General features: G+C 64.3%; 16 protein-coding genes. 10 read left to right on the forward strand and 6 right to left on the reverse strand.

What is annotated here, in order from left to right:
- The first annotated feature begins 60 nt into the window (after window positions 1-60).
- Complete coding sequence (locus RBJ75_RS01515) at window positions 61-1,836, forward strand: B12-binding domain-containing radical SAM protein (RefSeq protein ID WP_044414393.1); 1,776 nt, start codon at window positions 61-63, stop codon at window positions 1,834-1,836.
- A 225-nt stretch (window positions 1,837-2,061) separates the two neighbouring features.
- Here RBJ75_RS01515 and RBJ75_RS01520 read toward each other — a convergent pair whose 3' ends face one another.
- Window positions 2,062-3,285, reverse strand: coding sequence for a polyhydroxyalkanoate depolymerase (locus tag RBJ75_RS01520; RefSeq protein ID WP_152647850.1), 1,224 nt, complete (start codon window positions 3,283-3,285; stop codon window positions 2,062-2,064).
- 181 nt (window positions 3,286-3,466) lie between these two features.
- Here RBJ75_RS01520 and RBJ75_RS01525 point away from each other — a divergent pair, with 181 nt between their 5' ends.
- The 4 genes from RBJ75_RS01525 (at window position 3,467) to torA (ending at window position 9,456) form a co-directional block, all read left to right on the forward strand.
- A complete protein-coding gene (locus tag RBJ75_RS01525; protein ID WP_044416466.1) occupies window positions 3,467-4,120 on the forward strand; it encodes a glutathione S-transferase family protein in 654 nt (217 codons plus the stop codon).
- Between the two features lie 568 nt (window positions 4,121-4,688).
- Complete coding sequence (locus RBJ75_RS01530) at window positions 4,689-6,314, forward strand: c-type cytochrome (RefSeq protein ID WP_044416464.1); 1,626 nt, start codon at window positions 4,689-4,691, stop codon at window positions 6,312-6,314.
- Entirely contained in the window at window positions 6,311-6,976 is a 666-nt protein-coding gene (locus RBJ75_RS01535; RefSeq protein WP_052629032.1) for a molecular chaperone, read from the forward strand. The genes RBJ75_RS01530 and RBJ75_RS01535 overlap by 4 nt, the downstream gene beginning before the upstream one ends.
- Window positions 6,977-6,987: 11 nt before the next feature.
- The gene (gene torA / locus RBJ75_RS01540) at window positions 6,988-9,456 is read left to right on the forward strand and encodes a trimethylamine-N-oxide reductase TorA (RefSeq protein WP_044416470.1); all 2,469 of its coding nucleotides are present in this window, start codon (window positions 6,988-6,990) and stop codon (window positions 9,454-9,456) included.
- Window positions 9,457-10,256: 800 nt separating this feature from the next.
- Here torA and RBJ75_RS01545 read toward each other — a convergent pair.
- On the reverse strand, window positions 10,257-10,463 hold the full coding sequence (locus RBJ75_RS01545; protein WP_044416462.1) for a hypothetical protein: 207 nt from the start codon (window positions 10,461-10,463) through the stop codon (window positions 10,257-10,259).
- A gap of 56 nt (window positions 10,464-10,519) precedes the next feature.
- Window positions 10,520-10,846 (reverse strand): GIY-YIG nuclease family protein, encoded by a 327-nt coding sequence (locus RBJ75_RS01550; protein WP_044416460.1) that lies wholly within the window; start codon window positions 10,844-10,846, stop codon window positions 10,520-10,522.
- Window positions 10,847-10,974: 128 nt separating this feature from the next.
- Between RBJ75_RS01550 and RBJ75_RS01555 the strand changes: the two genes are divergently transcribed.
- The 4 genes from RBJ75_RS01555 (at window position 10,975) to RBJ75_RS01570 (ending at window position 12,907) form a co-directional block, all read left to right on the forward strand.
- Window positions 10,975-11,334, forward strand: coding sequence for a hypothetical protein (locus RBJ75_RS01555; protein ID WP_044416458.1), 360 nt, complete (start codon window positions 10,975-10,977; stop codon window positions 11,332-11,334).
- A gap of 125 nt (window positions 11,335-11,459) precedes the next feature.
- Complete coding sequence (locus tag RBJ75_RS01560; protein WP_044416456.1) at window positions 11,460-12,389, forward strand: SMP-30/gluconolactonase/LRE family protein; 930 nt, start codon at window positions 11,460-11,462, stop codon at window positions 12,387-12,389.
- Window positions 12,390-12,421: 32 nt separating this feature from the next.
- Window positions 12,422-12,595 (forward strand): hypothetical protein, encoded by a 174-nt coding sequence (locus RBJ75_RS01565; RefSeq protein WP_160297971.1) that lies wholly within the window; start codon window positions 12,422-12,424, stop codon window positions 12,593-12,595.
- A 27-nt stretch (window positions 12,596-12,622) separates the two neighbouring features.
- Entirely contained in the window at window positions 12,623-12,907 is a 285-nt protein-coding gene (locus RBJ75_RS01570) for a hypothetical protein (RefSeq protein WP_044416454.1), read from the forward strand.
- Window positions 12,908-13,009: 102 nt separating this feature from the next.
- Here RBJ75_RS01570 and RBJ75_RS01575 read toward each other — a convergent pair whose 3' ends face one another.
- The gene (locus RBJ75_RS01575; RefSeq protein ID WP_044416452.1) at window positions 13,010-13,573 is read right to left on the reverse strand and encodes a TetR/AcrR family transcriptional regulator; all 564 of its coding nucleotides are present in this window, start codon (window positions 13,571-13,573) and stop codon (window positions 13,010-13,012) included.
- 121 nt (window positions 13,574-13,694) lie between these two features.
- Here RBJ75_RS01575 and RBJ75_RS01580 point away from each other — a divergent pair, with 121 nt between their 5' ends.
- On the forward strand, window positions 13,695-14,912 hold the full coding sequence (locus tag RBJ75_RS01580) for an MFS transporter (RefSeq protein ID WP_080901206.1): 1,218 nt from the start codon (window positions 13,695-13,697) through the stop codon (window positions 14,910-14,912).
- 200 nt (window positions 14,913-15,112) lie between these two features.
- Here the strand turns inward: RBJ75_RS01580 and RBJ75_RS01585 are convergent, their stop codons facing one another.
- Both RBJ75_RS01585 and RBJ75_RS01590 read right to left on the reverse strand, forming a co-directional pair.
- Window positions 15,113-15,955 carry an AAA family ATPase gene (locus RBJ75_RS01585; protein WP_276156956.1) on the reverse strand — a complete coding sequence of 281 codons (843 nt, stop codon included), beginning with the start codon at window positions 15,953-15,955 and terminating at the stop codon, window positions 15,113-15,115.
- A gap of 108 nt (window positions 15,956-16,063) precedes the next feature.
- Window positions 16,064-16,318 (reverse strand): GlsB/YeaQ/YmgE family stress response membrane protein, encoded by a 255-nt coding sequence (locus RBJ75_RS01590; protein ID WP_044415857.1) that lies wholly within the window; start codon window positions 16,316-16,318, stop codon window positions 16,064-16,066.
- Window positions 16,319-16,426 lie beyond the last annotated feature (108 nt).

Consider the following 16,426-nt stretch of genomic DNA (forward strand, 5'->3'; position numbering starts at 1 on the left):
CTGCCGCATAGCGATATTCGCGGCGAGCTGTTGCCCTTGCCGTTTTGCGGAGGAGGACTGGTGCCGATCACCACGCCAAGCGCCCGACGCCGCTTTCAACTGTTACTGATCAAGCCCTCGCATTACCGCGATGATGGCTATGTGATCCGCTGGTGGCGCGCCACCATCCCGTCGAATTCGCTGGCGAGCGTCTATGGCATCGCGGTCGAAAGCGCCGAGCGCGGCGCGCTCGGGCCGGATGCCGAGATCGACATCACGGCGATGGATGAGTTCAACACCCGAATTGACATTCCCAAACTGCTGAAGCGGCTGGCCGATCACGATCATTTCGGGATGGTGGCGCTGGTCGGGGTGCAGACCAATCAATATCCGCGCGCGCTGGATATCGCCCGGCCGTTCCGCGCCGCCGGGATCGCGGTCGCGATCGGCGGCTTTCACGTCTCGGGCTGCCTGTCGATGCTCGACGGCAAGGCCGGTGATCTCGACGCCTGCCGCGACATCGGGGTGTCGATCTTCGCCGGCGAGGCCGAGGGTCGCATGGATATGCTGCTGCGCGACGCCGCCGCCGGCCGATTGCAGCCGGTCTATAACTACCTTGCCGATCTGCCGGGGATCGAGGGGACGCCGGTGCCGTATCTGCCGCTGGCCAATGTCAAGCGCACGCTGGGGCTGTCGACCAGCTTCGACGCCGGGCGCGGCTGTCCATATCAATGCTCGTTCTGCACCATCATCAACGTCCAGGGCCGCAAGTCGCGGTTTCGCTCGCCGGACGATATCGAAGCATTGGTGCGGCAGAACTGGCGGCAGGGCGTCTCGAAATTCTTCATCACCGACGATAATTTCGCCCGCAACAAGGATTGGGAAGCGATCCTCGACCGCTTGATCTGGCTGAAGGAAGAGCAGGGGATTCCGCTCGGGCTGATGATCCAGGTCGATACGCTGTGCCACAAGATTGCGAACTTCGTCGAGAAGGCCAAGCGCGCCGGCGTCACCCGGGTGTTTCTCGGGCTGGAAAGCATCAATCCGGAAAACCTGCTGCAGGCCAAGAAGCGGCAGAACAAGATCACCGAATATCGCGCCATGCTGCTGGCCTGGAAGGCGCAGGGCATCATCACGCTGGCCGGCTATATTCTCGGCTTTCCGTTCGATACGCCGGACAGCATTCGCGCCGACATCGCCATCATCAAGCGCGAATTGCCGGTCGATATTCTGGAGTTCTTCTGCCTGACGCCGCTGCCGGGGTCGGAGGATCACCAAAAGCTGTGGAGGGCCGGGGTGCCGATGGACCCGGACTTCAACAATTACGACATCGAACATATCTGCACCGCGCATCCCAAAATGTCGGCGCGCGAGTGGGAAGGCATCTACCACGAGATCTGGCGCGATTACTACGATCCGGCCCATACCGAGACCCTGCTCAGGCGCGCCGCCGCCACCGGGATCAAGCTGAGCAGCATGGTCAAGCTGCTGCTGATCTTCTCGCTGATGGTGTCGCTGGAGAAAGTGCATCCGCTGCAAAGCGGCATCTTCCGGCTGCGGCATCCGTCCGAACGCCGGCCCGGCCTGCCGCGCGAGAATGCGCTGCTGTTCTGGCCGCGGCTCGGGCTCGAACTGGCGCGCAAGACCGGCGGGGTGGCGGCGACGGCATGGCGGCTCAGTCGACTCGCGTTGCGGATCGCGCGCGATCCGCAACGGCTGGCCTATATGGATCAGGCGATGACCCCGGTGGCCGCCGAGGACGAAAACGAACTGGCAATCTTCACCCAGACCGCCGCCGCCAAGGATGCGGTGGCCCATCGCAACAAGGTGCTGAAGCTGACCCGCGGGGCGGCGTGAGGGGCTGACTGAAAAAGAAGCCAATCGTCATTGCGAGCCGAGGACGGCGCATCGCGCCGTCCGACCGCGACGCAATCCAGGGGCGCCAAGCACAGACTGGGTTGCGTCGTCGCAACAGCTCCTCGCAACGACGACTTTGGACGACCTTGAAGGCTTGATCTATTGATCGCTTTTCAGGTCAGCCTCCAAGGCCGTCGCAAACTCTTGAAATGCTCCACGCTGGCGTCACGCATTGACGTGGACGAAGTCGCGCAGCAGCGGATAGATCTCGTTGTTCCAGCGGCGGCCGCTGAACACGCCGTAATGGCCGACGCCGGCCTGCATGTGATGCACCTTGCGATAGGGGCGGACCCCGGTGCACAGATCCTGCGCCGCCAGGGTCTGGCCGATCGCGCAGATGTCGTCCTTTTCGCCCTCGACGGTCATCAGGCCCATGCGCTTCACGGCACCGAGATTCACCGGGCGATCATAATGCATCAATTGGCCCCGCGGCAGCAGATGCTCGTGGAACACGTCGCGCACGGTCTCGATGTAGAACTCCGCGGGCAGGTCCATCACGGCGAAGTATTCATCATAGAAGGTCTTGATGATGTCGGCCTTGTCGGTCTCGCCCTTGGCCAGATGATCCATCAGGTCGACATGCGACTTGATGTGGCGCTCCAGATTCATCGACACGAAGGCGGTGAGCTGGATGAAGCCCGGATAGACCTTGCGCAACGCGCCCTTGCATTGCACCGGGACGTAATTGATCAGATTGTCCTGAAACCATTTGATCGGCTTGCTCTTGGCGAAGTCGTTGACCTTGGTCGGCAGGATTCTGGTGTCGATCGGCCCGGCCATCAGGGTCAGGCTGGCCGGCCGCGCCGGATGATTGTCCTCCGACATGATCGCGGCGGCGGCCAGCGCCGACACCGAGGGCTGGCAGATCGCCACCATATGGGCGCGCGGCCCCAGCACGTTGAGAAACTGGATCAAATGATCGGTGTAGTCGGACAGGCTGAAGCCGCCGGCACTGAGCGGAATGTCGCGCGGATTGTGCCAGTCCGTGATGTAGACGTCGTGATCCTGCAGCAGGGTCTGCACCGTGCCGCGGAGCAGCGTCGCGAAATGCCCCGACATCGGCGCCACCAGCAGCATTTTCGGCTGCTCCGGCGCGTTCTCCTTCTTGAAATGCAGCAGCGAGCCGAAGGCGGTGGCAAACACCACCGCTTCGGTGACCGCCAATTCGCGGTTGCCGACGATCACCGGCTTGATGTCATAGGCCGGGCGCCGATAGGTCAGCGACGATCGCGAAATCAGCTCCAGCGCGGCGGCGAGCCGGCCGAAATTCTTGCGGGAGACGCCGGCCGGCATGAGGTTCAGGAATTTCAGCGCCTCGGCGGCGCCCGTGCGCCACGGCGCCGTCAGATCCATATGGTTCTGATAGGTCTGATACATCATTGACATCATTCCCGCGCCCCCGGATCCGGGGCATGCAATATGGAAGCCAGTTCGACGTCACATTGCTGTTCGGTTTGGCACACGGATTGCTGGTTTGCCCGGTTGAACGTGTGGCGGACGCCTTGAGAACGAACGAATTGCGGTCCAGCTTGGCCGGCGACGGCGCGACGGTTGGTGCAGGGAGATGGAAATGGCCAAGGCCACGCTCACGATCAGCAGCAAGAACTACTCGTCATGGTCGATGCGGGGCTGGCTGCTCACCAAATTCTCCGGGCTGGAATTCGACGAGATCGTCACCGCACCGGATGACGTCGCGGCGCGGGCCGAGATCCTGCTGCTGTCGTCGTCGATCCTGGTGCCGTGCCTGCGCCACGATGGCGCGGAGGTCTGGGACACCCTGGCGATCGCCGAATATCTCAACGAAATCATGCCCCATGCCGGGCTGTTGCCGACCGAGCGGATCGCGCGGGCGCATTGCCGGTCGATTTGCGGCGAGGTTCACTCCGGCTTCACCACGTTGCGGGCCTCGCTCCCGGTCAATCTGAAGGGTCATTTCCCGGGCTTCAAGATCTGGTCGCGGGCGCAATCCGACATCGATCGGGTCTGCACGATCTGGCGCGCGTGCCTGAGCAAATCCGGCGGCCCGTTCCTGTTTGGCGCGTGCAGCATGGCGGATGCGATGTATGCGCCGGTGGTGACCCGGTTCAAGACCTATGACGTCAAGCTGGATTCCGAGACCACCGGCTATGCCGACATGATCATGGCGCTGCCCGAGATGCAGGAATGGATCGCGGCCGCGCTCAACGAACCGGCCGAGATCGAGGAGCTCGAGGTCGAATTTTAGGCAGCGGCTGCCGTCAATTCATCCTGCGGTTCTGCCGTTAACCTTTGACGCCCGATTCCGGTCGATGCCGACGCGGGCGTCGACGCATCTTGTGGCCGGCCACCGCGTAATGTCGAGATGTCGGGGGTGAACGGCGAGAACAGCGCGGCTCGGGCGATTCGGGCGCGTTTCGTTCCGGTCGCGTTCGAATCGTTAATATGCGCGCGCAACCCAGTCCCATATCGCGACATCGAGTCACGCAGGCAGCGCGCCGGTCAGATAATCATTGACGTCGACCACAACTACGCCGCTGGTGGACGGAAATGCGTCTCGTGAGAGTCGACGCCGACACCTCGGCGGCCTGCCAGGTTGAATGTTGCAGGTCGACCAACGTAAGCGTGTTAATTCCAGGGCGGCTCGACGGGAGCCGAACAAGCCCTCAGCAAATCCAATCCGCCGCGCGTTCACAGATGGTTGAGGTGGAGGGATTCTTCCGCGCCCCTTGATCGAGAACAACCCACGGGCCTGCGAAACGTCTTAGGGGTCGTCCAAGCAGACGACCCGCACATCTCCGATGGAGTAACTCACCATGACTTTGAAGCGAGGATCCCTCCTCAAATTCGGAGGCGGCCTGATCGTGCTGGCCGGTGTCGGCTTTGTCGTTCTGACATCGCCCTGGACCTGGTCGCTGATTCATCCCAGTCGCGATCTTCCCGCGCTTCAGGGCGCCGATCTCGAAAATGGCCGCAAGGTTTTCGTCGCGTCCGATTGCGCTACCTGTCACGCGACGCCGGGGCAGGACAAGCACACGGTCCTTGGTGGCGGCCGGGCGCTGGACACGCAATTCGGCATTTTTCATATGCCCAATATCTCGCCCGACAAGACGCACGGCATCGGCAACTGGACATTGGCCGAGTTCGATCGCGCGCTGCGCCAGGGCGTCGGCCCGGGCGGGTTGTGGCCGGACGGGCGCAATCTCTATCCGGCGTTTCCCTACACATCCTATCAGCGGCTGAAGGGCACCGATGTTCGCGATCTCTATGCCTATCTTATGTCGCTGCCGCCGCAACAGAATGTGGTGGCCGACCACGATTTGAAATTCCCCTTCAACCTGCGCCGCGGCGTCGGCGTCTGGCGGCTGGCCTTTCTTGACGGCAAGCCGTTCGCGCCCGGACCGGTGCCGAAGAATGTCGATGCCACGGCCTATCATCAGGGTGAGTATCTGGTCGAAGCCGCGGGCCATTGCGCCGAATGCCATTCGCCGCGGACCATCGCCGGAAATGTTCCCGCCAAGATGCGCTATGCGGGTGGGCCGAACACCGATGGCACCGGCTGGTTTCCGAACATCACCCCGGACGAGACTGGAATCGGTTACTGGTCGGCGGCGTCGATCGCCAACTATCTGCATACGGGCGTGAGCCCGATCGGCCGCACCGCGGCCGGTGACATGGAAGAAGTGATCAAGAACACCTCGCAGTTGCCGTTGAAAGACGTGCAGGCGATGGCGCTCTATATCAAGCACCTTCCCGCCGCGGATCATCCCGCGCCCGGCGTTCCCGAGCCGAACCGTACCGACCAATTGGTGATGCTGAAAGATTGGGTGCGGGCCGCGCCGAAATTGCCAGCGCTGGCGCCGGCGGCGATCAAGCAGGGCAATCAGGCGACCGTCGTCGAAACCAAGAATGCATGGCTCGCCGCCGCCGATGTCGGTGGATCGACCGAAGCGCAGGGCAAGTTCCTGGGCGGCGCCGAGGTCACGGTGGTCAAGCGTGACGGCGACAAGACGCAGCTGACGCTGAAGGGCTGGCAGACCGAGGGCGCTACCAGCGTCATCTATCAGGCCAAGGGTCAGCGCGTGATGATGGCGGTGCTGTCCAACGATGCCGCCGCCAAGGTGACCCGCGGGACGCCCGAGAAGGACGCCGACACCGGCCAGACCTGGACGCCTGTCGCACTGACCCTGTGGTCGGATGCGAACGGCTTGAACACCGATCGCGCCGCGGTGTGGGCCTATAGCCACAAGACGTTCCAGACCACCTGTTCGGCCTGTCACGTGCTGCCGCAGCAAGAGCACTTCACCGCCAATCAATGGATCGGGACATTGAAGGCGATGCGCCGCTTCACCTCGTTCAACGACGATCAGTACCGTCTGATCCTGGCTTATCTGCAGAACCACTCGAAGGATCTCAACCCGAGCGAGGCGGCGGCGAAATGAACGCGATTGTCGAGAATGCATCCGGCCCGGCGGACCTCGCGCTGGTGGCCGAGTGGCTGGCGGCGCAGATCCTGACGCCGCCGGACACCGCGATGGTCGAGGCCGCGCGCGCGCGGTCTGCTCAGGACGTGCTGGACGGGTTCGGCGCCTTGCTGGCCCGGCAAGAGGAGATCGACAGGCTGCGTCATCTGATGACGGATGGCGCGGCCACGGAGGTCGCCGCGGCGCTGCAACGCCGGCATACGACGCTGTTCGAGGGGATCTTTCACCAGCGCTGCCTGCCGCCTTATGCCAGCGTGTGGGACGGGACGGGACGCCTCTGCGGGCCGGCCGTCGGACGGATGCAGGCGATTCTGCGCCGGCTTGATGTGCATCTTGTCGATGATTGCTCCGAGATGCCCGATCATCTCGGCATTCAACTTGCCGCCCTCGCCGAGGCGATGCGGCAGGAGCGCGCCGACGTCGTTGAAGACGTGCTGGCCGAATTGCACTGGGTGGGGCGCTTTGCCGACGCGCTGATCAAGGCCGATGGCGACGGCTTCTACGGGACCTTGGCCGCACTCCTGTTGGCATTGCTGGTCGTGGAGTTTCCGGGCGTTGGTCGACAACAGGATATTCGACTGCACGGCCAAGAGTGGGCCGGCATTGCGGTCGGGACATGAAAGGACAGGCCATGACATTTAATAGCAGAACGACACCGGGCGGCCCGTCGCTTTCCAGGCGCAACCTTCTCAAGGGCTCCGCTGCGGCGCTGGGATTGGCCGGGCTGCCGCTGTTGGCCCGGGGCGCGCTGGCCGCGGCCCCGACGCAGGGCATCCTGTCGGGGTGCCATTGGGGCGTGTTCCGCGGCATGGTCGAGGATGGCCGCGCCGTTTCGTTCAAGCCCTGGGAAGACGATCCGCATCCCTCGCCGCAGCTGCCCGGCGTGATGGATTCGCTGTATTCGCAATCGCGTATCCGCTACCCGATGGTGCGCCGCGCCTGGCTTGAGAAAGGCCCCGGCGCCGATCCCGACGGGCGTGGCGCCGGCGATTTCGTCCGGGTGAGCTGGGACAAGGCCATCGAACTCGTCGCCGGCGAGATTACGCGCGTGCGCAAGACCTATGGCGGGCAGGCGGTTTTCGCCGGCTCCTATGGCTGGAAGAGCCCCGGCCGGTTGCACAATTGTCAGACGCTGTTGCGGCGGATGCTGAACGTCACCGGCGGCGGCTACACCAACAGCATCGGCGATTATTCCACTGGCGCGGCGCAAGTGATCCTGCCTTACGTCTCCGGCTCGCTCGAAGTCTACGAGCAGTGCACCACCTGGAGCAATCTTGCCAAGAATTGCGAGTTGATGGTGTTCTGGGGCGCCAACCCGCTGAATAATTCGCAGATCAGCTGGCAGGTCGCCGATCATGGCGCCTGGCCCGGCGTCGCGATGCTGAAGGCGGCGGGCACCAAGGTAATCTGCATCGATCCGGTCCGCACCGAAACCTGCCAGGCCCTGAACGGCGAATGGCTGGCCCCGCGACCGCAGACCGATGTGGCGATGATGCTGGGCATCGCCCACACGCTCTACACCGAGGGGCTGCACGACCAGAAATTCCTCGACCGCTACACCGCCGGCTTCGATAAGTTCCTGCCCTATCTGCTGGGCAAGACCGACGGCACGCCGAAGACGGCCGACTGGGCCGCGCAGATTTGCGGCCTGCCGGCCGACACGCTGCGCGACCTGGCGCGCCGCTTCGCCAAGCAGCGCACCATGCTGGCGCTGGGCTATTCGACGCAACGCCAGCACCATGGCGAGCAGGTGCACTGGATGCTGATCACCCTGGCCGCGATGCTGGGGCAGATCGGCCTGCCGGGCGGCGGCTACGGGCTGAGCTATCACTACTCGTCGGGCGGCGCGCCGACTCACACCACGCCAATCCTCAAATCGGTCGACGATGCCTCGGGCCAGAAGAGCGACGGCGCGGCGTGGCTGGCGAAAAGTGGCGCGGTGTCGATCCCGGTCTCCCGGCTGGTGGAAACGCTGCTCAATCCCGGCAAGACGATGCAGTTCAATGGCAGCGAGATCGTGCTGCCGAAGATCAAGATGGCCTATTGGGCCGGCGGCAACCCGTTCTCGCATCAGCAGGACCGCAACGAGATGCTGCGGGCCTGGCGCGAGCTGGATACGTTCATCGTCCACGACGTCCAGTGGACCGCCTCGGCCCGCCATGCCGACATCGTGCTGCCCGCCACCACGTCCTACGAGCGCAACGACATCGAGCAGGTCGGCGACTATGCGTTGAGCCACATCGTGCCGATGAAGAAGATCGTCGAGCCGGTGTTCGAGGCGCGCAACGATTTCGACATCTTCGCGGCCATCGCCAACAGACTGGGAAAAGGCTACGCCTTCACGCAAGGGCTGACCGAGATCGACTGGATCCGCAACCTCTATGAGGCGGCCAAGATCGAGTCGCGGGCCAAGGGCATGGAAATGCCGGTGTTCGACGTGTTCTGGGAAGGCAACAAGCCGTTGGCGTTCCCGCTCAGCGAGGCGCAGAAGGACTTTGTGCGCCACGCCGACTTCCGCGCCGACCCGCTGCTCAACGCGCTCGGCACCGCTTCGGGCAAGTTCGAGCTGTATTCCAGCGCGATCGCCAAATTCGGCTATGACGACTGCCCGCCGCACGCGACCTGGATGGAGCCGATCGAGCGCATCGGCGGCCCGACGGCCAAATACCCGCTGCATGTCGCGGCCAACCATCCGCAGATGCGGCTGCATTCGCAGCTATGCGGCACGGCCATTCGCGAGGGCTACCAGATCGCCGGGCGCGAGCCGTGCTGGATGAACCCGAAGGATGCGGCGGCGCGCAACCTCAAGGATGGCGATGTCGTCCGGGTCTACAACGACCGCGGCAAGCTGCTGGCTGGGCTCAAGATCACCGATGAGATCATGCCCGGCGCGATCCGCATCAGCGAGGGCGGCTGGTTCGACCCGCAAAATCCGCGCGAGATCGGCAGCCTCTGCGTCTATGGCGACGTCAACACCTTGATGACGGGGATCGCGACCTCAAAGCTCGCGCAGGGCAATTGCGGACACACCGGCATCGCCGAAGTCGAACGCTTCGACGGCCCCTTGCCGCCGGTCACGGTGTTCAGCCAGCCAAGCTGAGGGTCGTTAGCGGCCGGCTCTTTGCCGGCCGCATCGGTTGAAGCGCGCGGCGCGCGCGAGGCTGTGCGACCTCCAGCTGCCGGTCGCGCTGATCCGAATAGTAAACGCGACCGATGAGTTGGCGGGTGAAACTCGCTGCAGCGTCGATGCATCTTGTGTTCGCTCTTGAACTGCTTTCCGAGATGTTGGGGGTGAACGGCCGGAACATGGTGTTTCGGCTGATTCGGGCGCGCTTTGTTCCGGCCGCGTTCCAATCCTTAACGGTTGCCCGCAGCCGCGTTCCATTCCGGGACATCGATCGCGGACAGCGCCCAATCCCCCGCCCATTAACGATTGCCGCCGCCAAAGCGTCGCAGCTACGCGGCAGCGCTGCTGCATGTTGCGCGGCCGCGTCTGGTCCTGGCCGGATGTTGGGGGTGAACGGCCGGAACAGGGAGATTCGGCCGATTCGGACGGGTTTCGTTCCGGGCGCGACATCGCGTCGCAATCCGGGACATCGATCATCCCACGCGCCAGATGATGGTCGGCATGCCAAGCGGGCAGGGCCGATCCGCCCGGTTAAGATTTGCGGCGGGCAAAGATCATTGCGGCGCCCATGGCTGCGCTGCATTTGGTGCGCGGCGACGGAGTTCTGGCCAGATCTGGCGGGTGAACGCGAAGAACATGGCGTCGCGGCCGATTCGGGCGTGGTTCGTTCCGCACGCGTTCCAAACCTTAAAATCGGGGAGGGTTGCTGTCGCAATCCGGGACACCGATCGGCAAGACTGATCGTCAAGACGGAATCTTCGCGACCGGAGCGCTTACCAGCGCGGCAGCCGCCAGCCGACGACTTTGGCTTCGACCCGGCTGCCGGATTCGGCATTGCGCCACTCGCCGTCGATCAGCTGGCAGGGGAAGGGCAGCTGATAGGTGCCGCTATGATCCTCGCACAGCACCTGCACCGCCTGATCCGGCGCGGGATCGCCGTCGCCATTGAATTCGGCCAGCCGTCGTTCACGCGTTGCCATCGGTGACGCTCCAATCCACAAGCGCCGGCAGTCGTTGCCGGCCCGGCCTGGCTCCGTCACCTTGGCGTGACGGATGCCGTGAGTTCAACGCCGGATTGAGGTTTTTGGATGTTGCCCTTCGCCTGCGCGGCCAGCCGCTTGCGCAGCGTCCTGTCGCGCTTGAGGTGCCATTCGCGGCTCATCGCCTGCTGCCGGGTGGTGAAGCGTTCGGAGTGGATCAGCACCCAGCTGCGGCCCCGGGTCGAGCGCGCGCCGGTGCCGGCATTGTGCTGGGCCAGGCGGCGGTCGAGGTCGAGCGTCCAGCCCACATAGGTCAGATAGCGCCTGCCGCTGGCGCAGCCGAGTACATAGACGAAACAGTCTTCGACGAAGCTTTCTTCCATCCGCGGAGTCTTTCACGGATGACGGCGGCCGGCAATCGGCGCCAAGGCGGTTGATGTGCGACTCCTGTTGACAGGCCAAGCCCGAAGCCGCTTGGCTGCGATTGGCAGCTAACCAGCAGGAGCGAGCGATGATCGGCCGGAGCATGGTGGTGGCGGTGTTGTCCGCCGGATTCGCGGGAGGCGCCGCGGCGCAGGACGTGCCGGGCATCGAGATCTGCACCGCCGAGAAGACGATGCAGCGCCGCACGTCGTGCCTGCAGAGCAATGTCGATTTCCTGCAGGCGAGCATCGCCAAGCTGGCGCTCGATCATCAGCACAAGCTCGACGCCGCCAACCGGCAGATCGACGCGCTGACGGCGTCGATCACCGCGCTGCAAAGCACCGTCGGACAGCTGCAGGAGGCGCAGAAAAAGCCCGCGCCGGCATCGACCGCCAAGGATGGATCGAAGGACGCATCGAAGGATGCCGGCAAGAGCGACGCGAAGTAATAAGCGATAGCCCGCGTGGCGGAATTGCTGGCTTGCTTGGCAATGCCAGCGGACATGCGTAACATCGACCGGGCAAGACGTGCGGGTCCGCGCCCGCCAACAACAATAAATCTCCGGGAGGATTCATGTCCAACGTCCGCGTTCTCGCCACCGATCTCGCATTTCCCGAAGGCCCGGTGGTGATGCCGGACGGCTCGGTCATTTTGGTCGAGATCAGGGCGCAGCAATTGACGCGGGTGTGGCCGGACGGGCGCAAGGAAGTCGTGGCGAAAATTCCCGGCGGTCCCAATGGCGCCGCGCTCGGACCCGACGGCAAGATGTACATCTGCAACAATGGCGGCTTCGGCTGGTTTCCGTCTCGCGGCACCATCATGCCCGGCGCGCCGGAGCCGCATGAATATATCGGCGGCTCGATCCAGCGCGTCGATCTGGCCAGCGGCGCGGTCGAGACGCTGTTCGACAAATGCGGCGAGCATCCGTTGAAGGGGCCGAACGATCTGGTGTTCGACAGACAAGGCGGGCTGTGGTTCACCGATCTCGGCAAGCGCCGCGCCCGCGACATGGATGTCGGCGCCGCTTACTACATCAAGCCCGGCATGAGTGCGATCTCCGAACAGGTGTTCGGCACGCTGCCGCTCAATGGCATCGGCCTGTCGCCGGACGAGACCACGATGTACGCCGCCGAAACGCCGACGGCACGGCTGTGGGCGTTCGAATTGACCGCGCCCGGCGAGGTCAAGCCGCGCGACGTGATCTATCGCGGCGAGAAGGGCAAGCCGATCGCCGGGCTCGGCGGTTACCAGATGTTCGACTCGCTCGGCGTCGAGGCCGGTGGCAATGTCTGCGTCGCCACGTTGGTCTCCGGCTGCATCTCGGTGATCGCGCCCGATGGCAGCGTGGTCGAGCAGGTGCCGACCGGCGACCGCGTCACCACCAACATCGCCTTCGGCGGGCCCGATCTGAAGACCGCCTACATCACGTTGTCCGGCAAAGGCGAGCTGATCGCGATGGATTGGCCGCGCGGCGGCCTGCCGCTGAATTTTCTCAATAAGTGAGGCGAGGGCGGTCATCGTCAGACACGGCGACGATGACAGCCTCGTCGTCGGATGGGGTGGGGTGGATCGAATATCAGCGCGACGCTCAGCCCACCCGGAATGTCGCGCCGGGCTTGATCTCGGTCAAGTTTGGCAATATCGAGCGCGGATTCGTTGCGAAAAAAACGCCACGCAGCGGTTCCGACTTGATTTACATCATTTTGTGACTGTGCCCGCGCCTGCAGTATAGCCCCATGCCGTTCTATCGTTTCCATGTGCGTGATCCGATCAACCGCGTCGATGGCCCGGGCCATGACGGCGCGGCGCTGGCCGACGATATCGACGCTACGCTGTTTGCGGCCGGCGTGATTCAGCGGCTGGTGCAGCACCAGCCCTCGGTTCCGCGCGACTGGTCGATCGAGATTATCCGGGATTCCCGCCGGGTCGGCGTGCTGCCATTCGAAAAGGGCTGCCAGGTTATGCTGCGGCCGGAATGGACCTGCGATCAGCCGCTGGACGAACACCAAGGCTGGCGCTGAGCGTCGGCCGGGCGCCGCGCGCGCGCAACTCCGGATTGCGCTCGGTCTGTCATCATTCGATGCCGCGCATGCAGGTCGTCGAGGGCGTTCGTGCGCGGCGGCTCAGCCCGCGCCCGGCAGCGAGCGCAGACGCGCGAGCAAAGCGTGGCTGTAGTCGGGGGTGACGTCGCGATCGTCGAACAGAATGTGATAGATGATCGGCGCGATGACGTGATCGATCACGTCATTGATGTCGAACACTTGTTCGCCGCGCGCCGAAGCCCGCGCCGCGATGATGGCCAGATGATTGCCGGTGAAGCCGGCGCATTGCAGCGGAAAGCTCTGCCCCGACGAGAACACGTCCCGCATCAGGGCACGGCCGACCGGCGACGACATTTCCTCGACATATTGGTCGATGTACAGCCGCAGATCTGACGCCACCGTGCCGGTATCCTCCGGATCGGCGATCGGCCGCAATCGCGCGACCGCGACGTCGGCCAGCAGGGCGCCGAGATCCCCCCAGCGCCGATAGATCGTCGAGGGGGTGACGCCCGCTTCCTGGGCGATCCGCGGCACGGTGAGCTGGTCGCGCGGCGTGGTGGCGCTGAGGTCCTTGACCGCCTGATGCACGGCGGACTGGATCCGCGCGCTGCGCCCGCCAACCCTGACCCGCTCCTTCACCGCCATGACCAACCTCTAGCAACCGAGCCATGCGGTAACGGAACCGCTCGTTAACGCAAAGTATTTGCGTTAAGCGCCGCAACGGCCTATTTAGCTAAGGCAACAACTTAGCTTTAAGGGCCCCGCCATGCAAGCTAGCCGAGAGACCTGCACGATCGCGCCGAAATGCCCGCCCCGGCGCCGCAGCTTGCCGCCGGCCGCGATGACCGCGTTCAGCTTCGCCGCCATCGTTCTGTTGATTGCCGGCAGCAGCGCGCCGACCCCGCTGTATCGGCTGTATCAGCGCTCGATGGATCTGACGCCGCTGATGATCACGGTGGTGTTCGCGGTCTATGCCTTCAGCCTGCTGGCGGCCTTGCTCACCGTCGGCGGCCTGTCCGACTATGTCGGCCGCCGGCCGGTCATCTTCGGCGCGCTGTTGCTGAACGCGGCGGCGATGGTGCTGTTCGCGGGCGCTGGCGATGTGACCCAGCTGATCCTGGCGCGCGCGGTGCAGGGGCCTTGCGTCGGCGCCGCGACCACGGCGCTGGGTGCGGCGATGCTCGACACCAATCGCCAGCATGGGCCGCTGCTCAACAGCGTCAGCCCGTTTCTCGGCATGATGATCGGCGCGCTCGGCTCGGCGGCGCTGGTCAGCCTGGCGCCGGACCCGCTGCATCTGGTCTATGAGGTGCTCCTCGGCCTTACCGTGCTGATGATCGCCCTGGTCTGGCTGATGCCGGAAAGCGTCGACCGCAAGCCGGGCGCCCTGGCGTCGCTGCGGCCACGGGTCAGCGTGCCGGTGCAATCGCGCGCGGTTCTGTTGCGGATCACGCCGGCCAACGTGGCGACCTGGTCGCTCGGTGGTTTCTATCTGTCGTTGATGCCGACGGTGGTGGCGAGCGCGACCGGGGTGACCTCGCCCTGGGTCGGCGGCGCCGTGGTGGCGACGCTGATGTTGATCGCGGCGATCGTAGTCGGGCTATTCCGGCATGTTCCGGCCGAACGGCTGATCGCGCTCGGCACCAGCACGCTGGCGCTCGGCGTCGCGGTCTCGCTGGTCGGCATTGCGCGGCACAGCGTCGGCGTCCTGTTCGCCGGCACCGCGATCGCCGGGGTCGGATTCGGCTCGAGTTTTTCCGGTGTCCTGCGGGCGTTGCTGCCGAGCGCCGAACTGCACCAGCGCGGCGGCCTGCTGGCGGCGTTCTATGTGCAGTCCTACCTGGCCATGAGTCTGCCTGCGATCGCCGCCGGCTTGGCGATGCCGCTGCTCGGACTGGCGACGGTCGCCTATCTCTATGGCGCGGTGATCATCGGCCTCGCGCTGATATCGCTGGCCGCCTCGCTATGGGCGGCGCGGGGCTAGACATTATCAGAGGTCATTCCGGGGCGCGCGCAGCATCGCTGCGCGCGAACCCGGAATCTCGCTTCAACGCACGGCCTTGTCGCAAGGTTCCGGGTTCGCTCGCCCATAGCGCGTCGAAGACGCGCATCAACGCTCTGCGGGCTCGCGCCCCGGAATGACCGCGAGCTCGACGAGGCGGATCAAGTCACAAGATAGCCGCGCTACACTTCCCGTCGGCTCAAAAATGCCAGCCGTTCGAACAGATGCACGTCCTGCTCGTTCTTCAAGAGGGCGCCGTGCAGCGGCGGGATCAGCTTGCGCGGGTCGCGTTCGCGCAGCGTCTCCGGGGTCATTTCCTCGTTGAGCAGCAGCTTCAGCCAGTCCAGCAATTCGGAGGTCGATGGCTTCTTCTTCAGGCCGGGGACCTCGCGGACCTCGAAAAAGATCTTCATCGCTTCGGCGACCAGGCGCTGCTTGATGCCGGGGAAATGCACCTCGACGATCTTCTGCATCGTCTCCTGATCGGGAAACTTGATGTAGTGGAAGAAGCAGCGGCGCAGGAACGCGTCCGGCAATTCCTTCTCGTTGTTCGAGGTGATCATCACGATCGGGCGCTTGTCGGCCTTGATGGTCTCGCCGGTCTCGTAGACGTGGAATTCCATGCGGTCGAGTTCGAGCAACAGATCGTTGGGAAATTCGATGTCGGCCTTGTCGATCTCGTCGATCAGCAGCACCGGGCGGCCCTCATGGCTGAAGGCCTCCCACAATTTGCCGCGCTTGATGTAGTTCTTGATGTCGGAGACCCGCGCGTCGCCGAGCTGGCTGTCACGCAGCCGGCTCACCGCGTCATATTCGTACAGGCCCTGTTGCGCCTTGGTGGTGGATTTGATGTGCCAGGTCAGCAGCGGCGAGCCGAGCGCCTTGGCGACTTCCTCGGCCAGCACGGTCTTGCCGGTGCCGGGCTCGCCCTTCACCAGCAGCGGGCGCTCCAGCACGATCGCGGCGTTGACGGCGATCTTGAGGTCATCGGTCGCGACGTAGTCCTTGGTGCCGGTGAATTTCATCCGAAGTCTGTCCTGTTTCTTTGGGAGCGGTTGCTGCGCGCTTTTGGATTTTTGGATTAGAATTTTGGATCGGCGCGGCCGCCGGGCGGCAGCCGCGCCGGAGCATGTCTAGGCCCGGCGGATCACCGACAGGATGACCAGCACCACGACGGCGCCGATCGCCGAATTGATGATGGCGCGGCCGATGCCGGAGCCGAGATTGACGCCGAGAAACGGCAGCAGCCAGCCCGCCACCACGGCGCCGATAATGCCGATCACGATATTGCCGAGCAGGCCGAAGCCGCCGCCGCGCACGATCAACCCCGCGAGCCAGCCCGCGATCGCGCCGACCAGCAGCCAGACCAGAATCGAATTGATACCCATGAGGTTCCCCAAATTAAGCGCAGTCCGCGCATATCGACGGCAACTCTAGTTGAAAAACCACCCAGGTCTAGGCGGTCGGGGCGGAATTCGCCGCGGCGCGAGATGATC

The sequence above is a fragment of the Rhodopseudomonas sp. BAL398 genome, from assembly GCF_033001325.1.
Taxonomy (GTDB): Bacteria; Pseudomonadota; Alphaproteobacteria; order Rhizobiales; family Xanthobacteraceae; genus JARJEH01.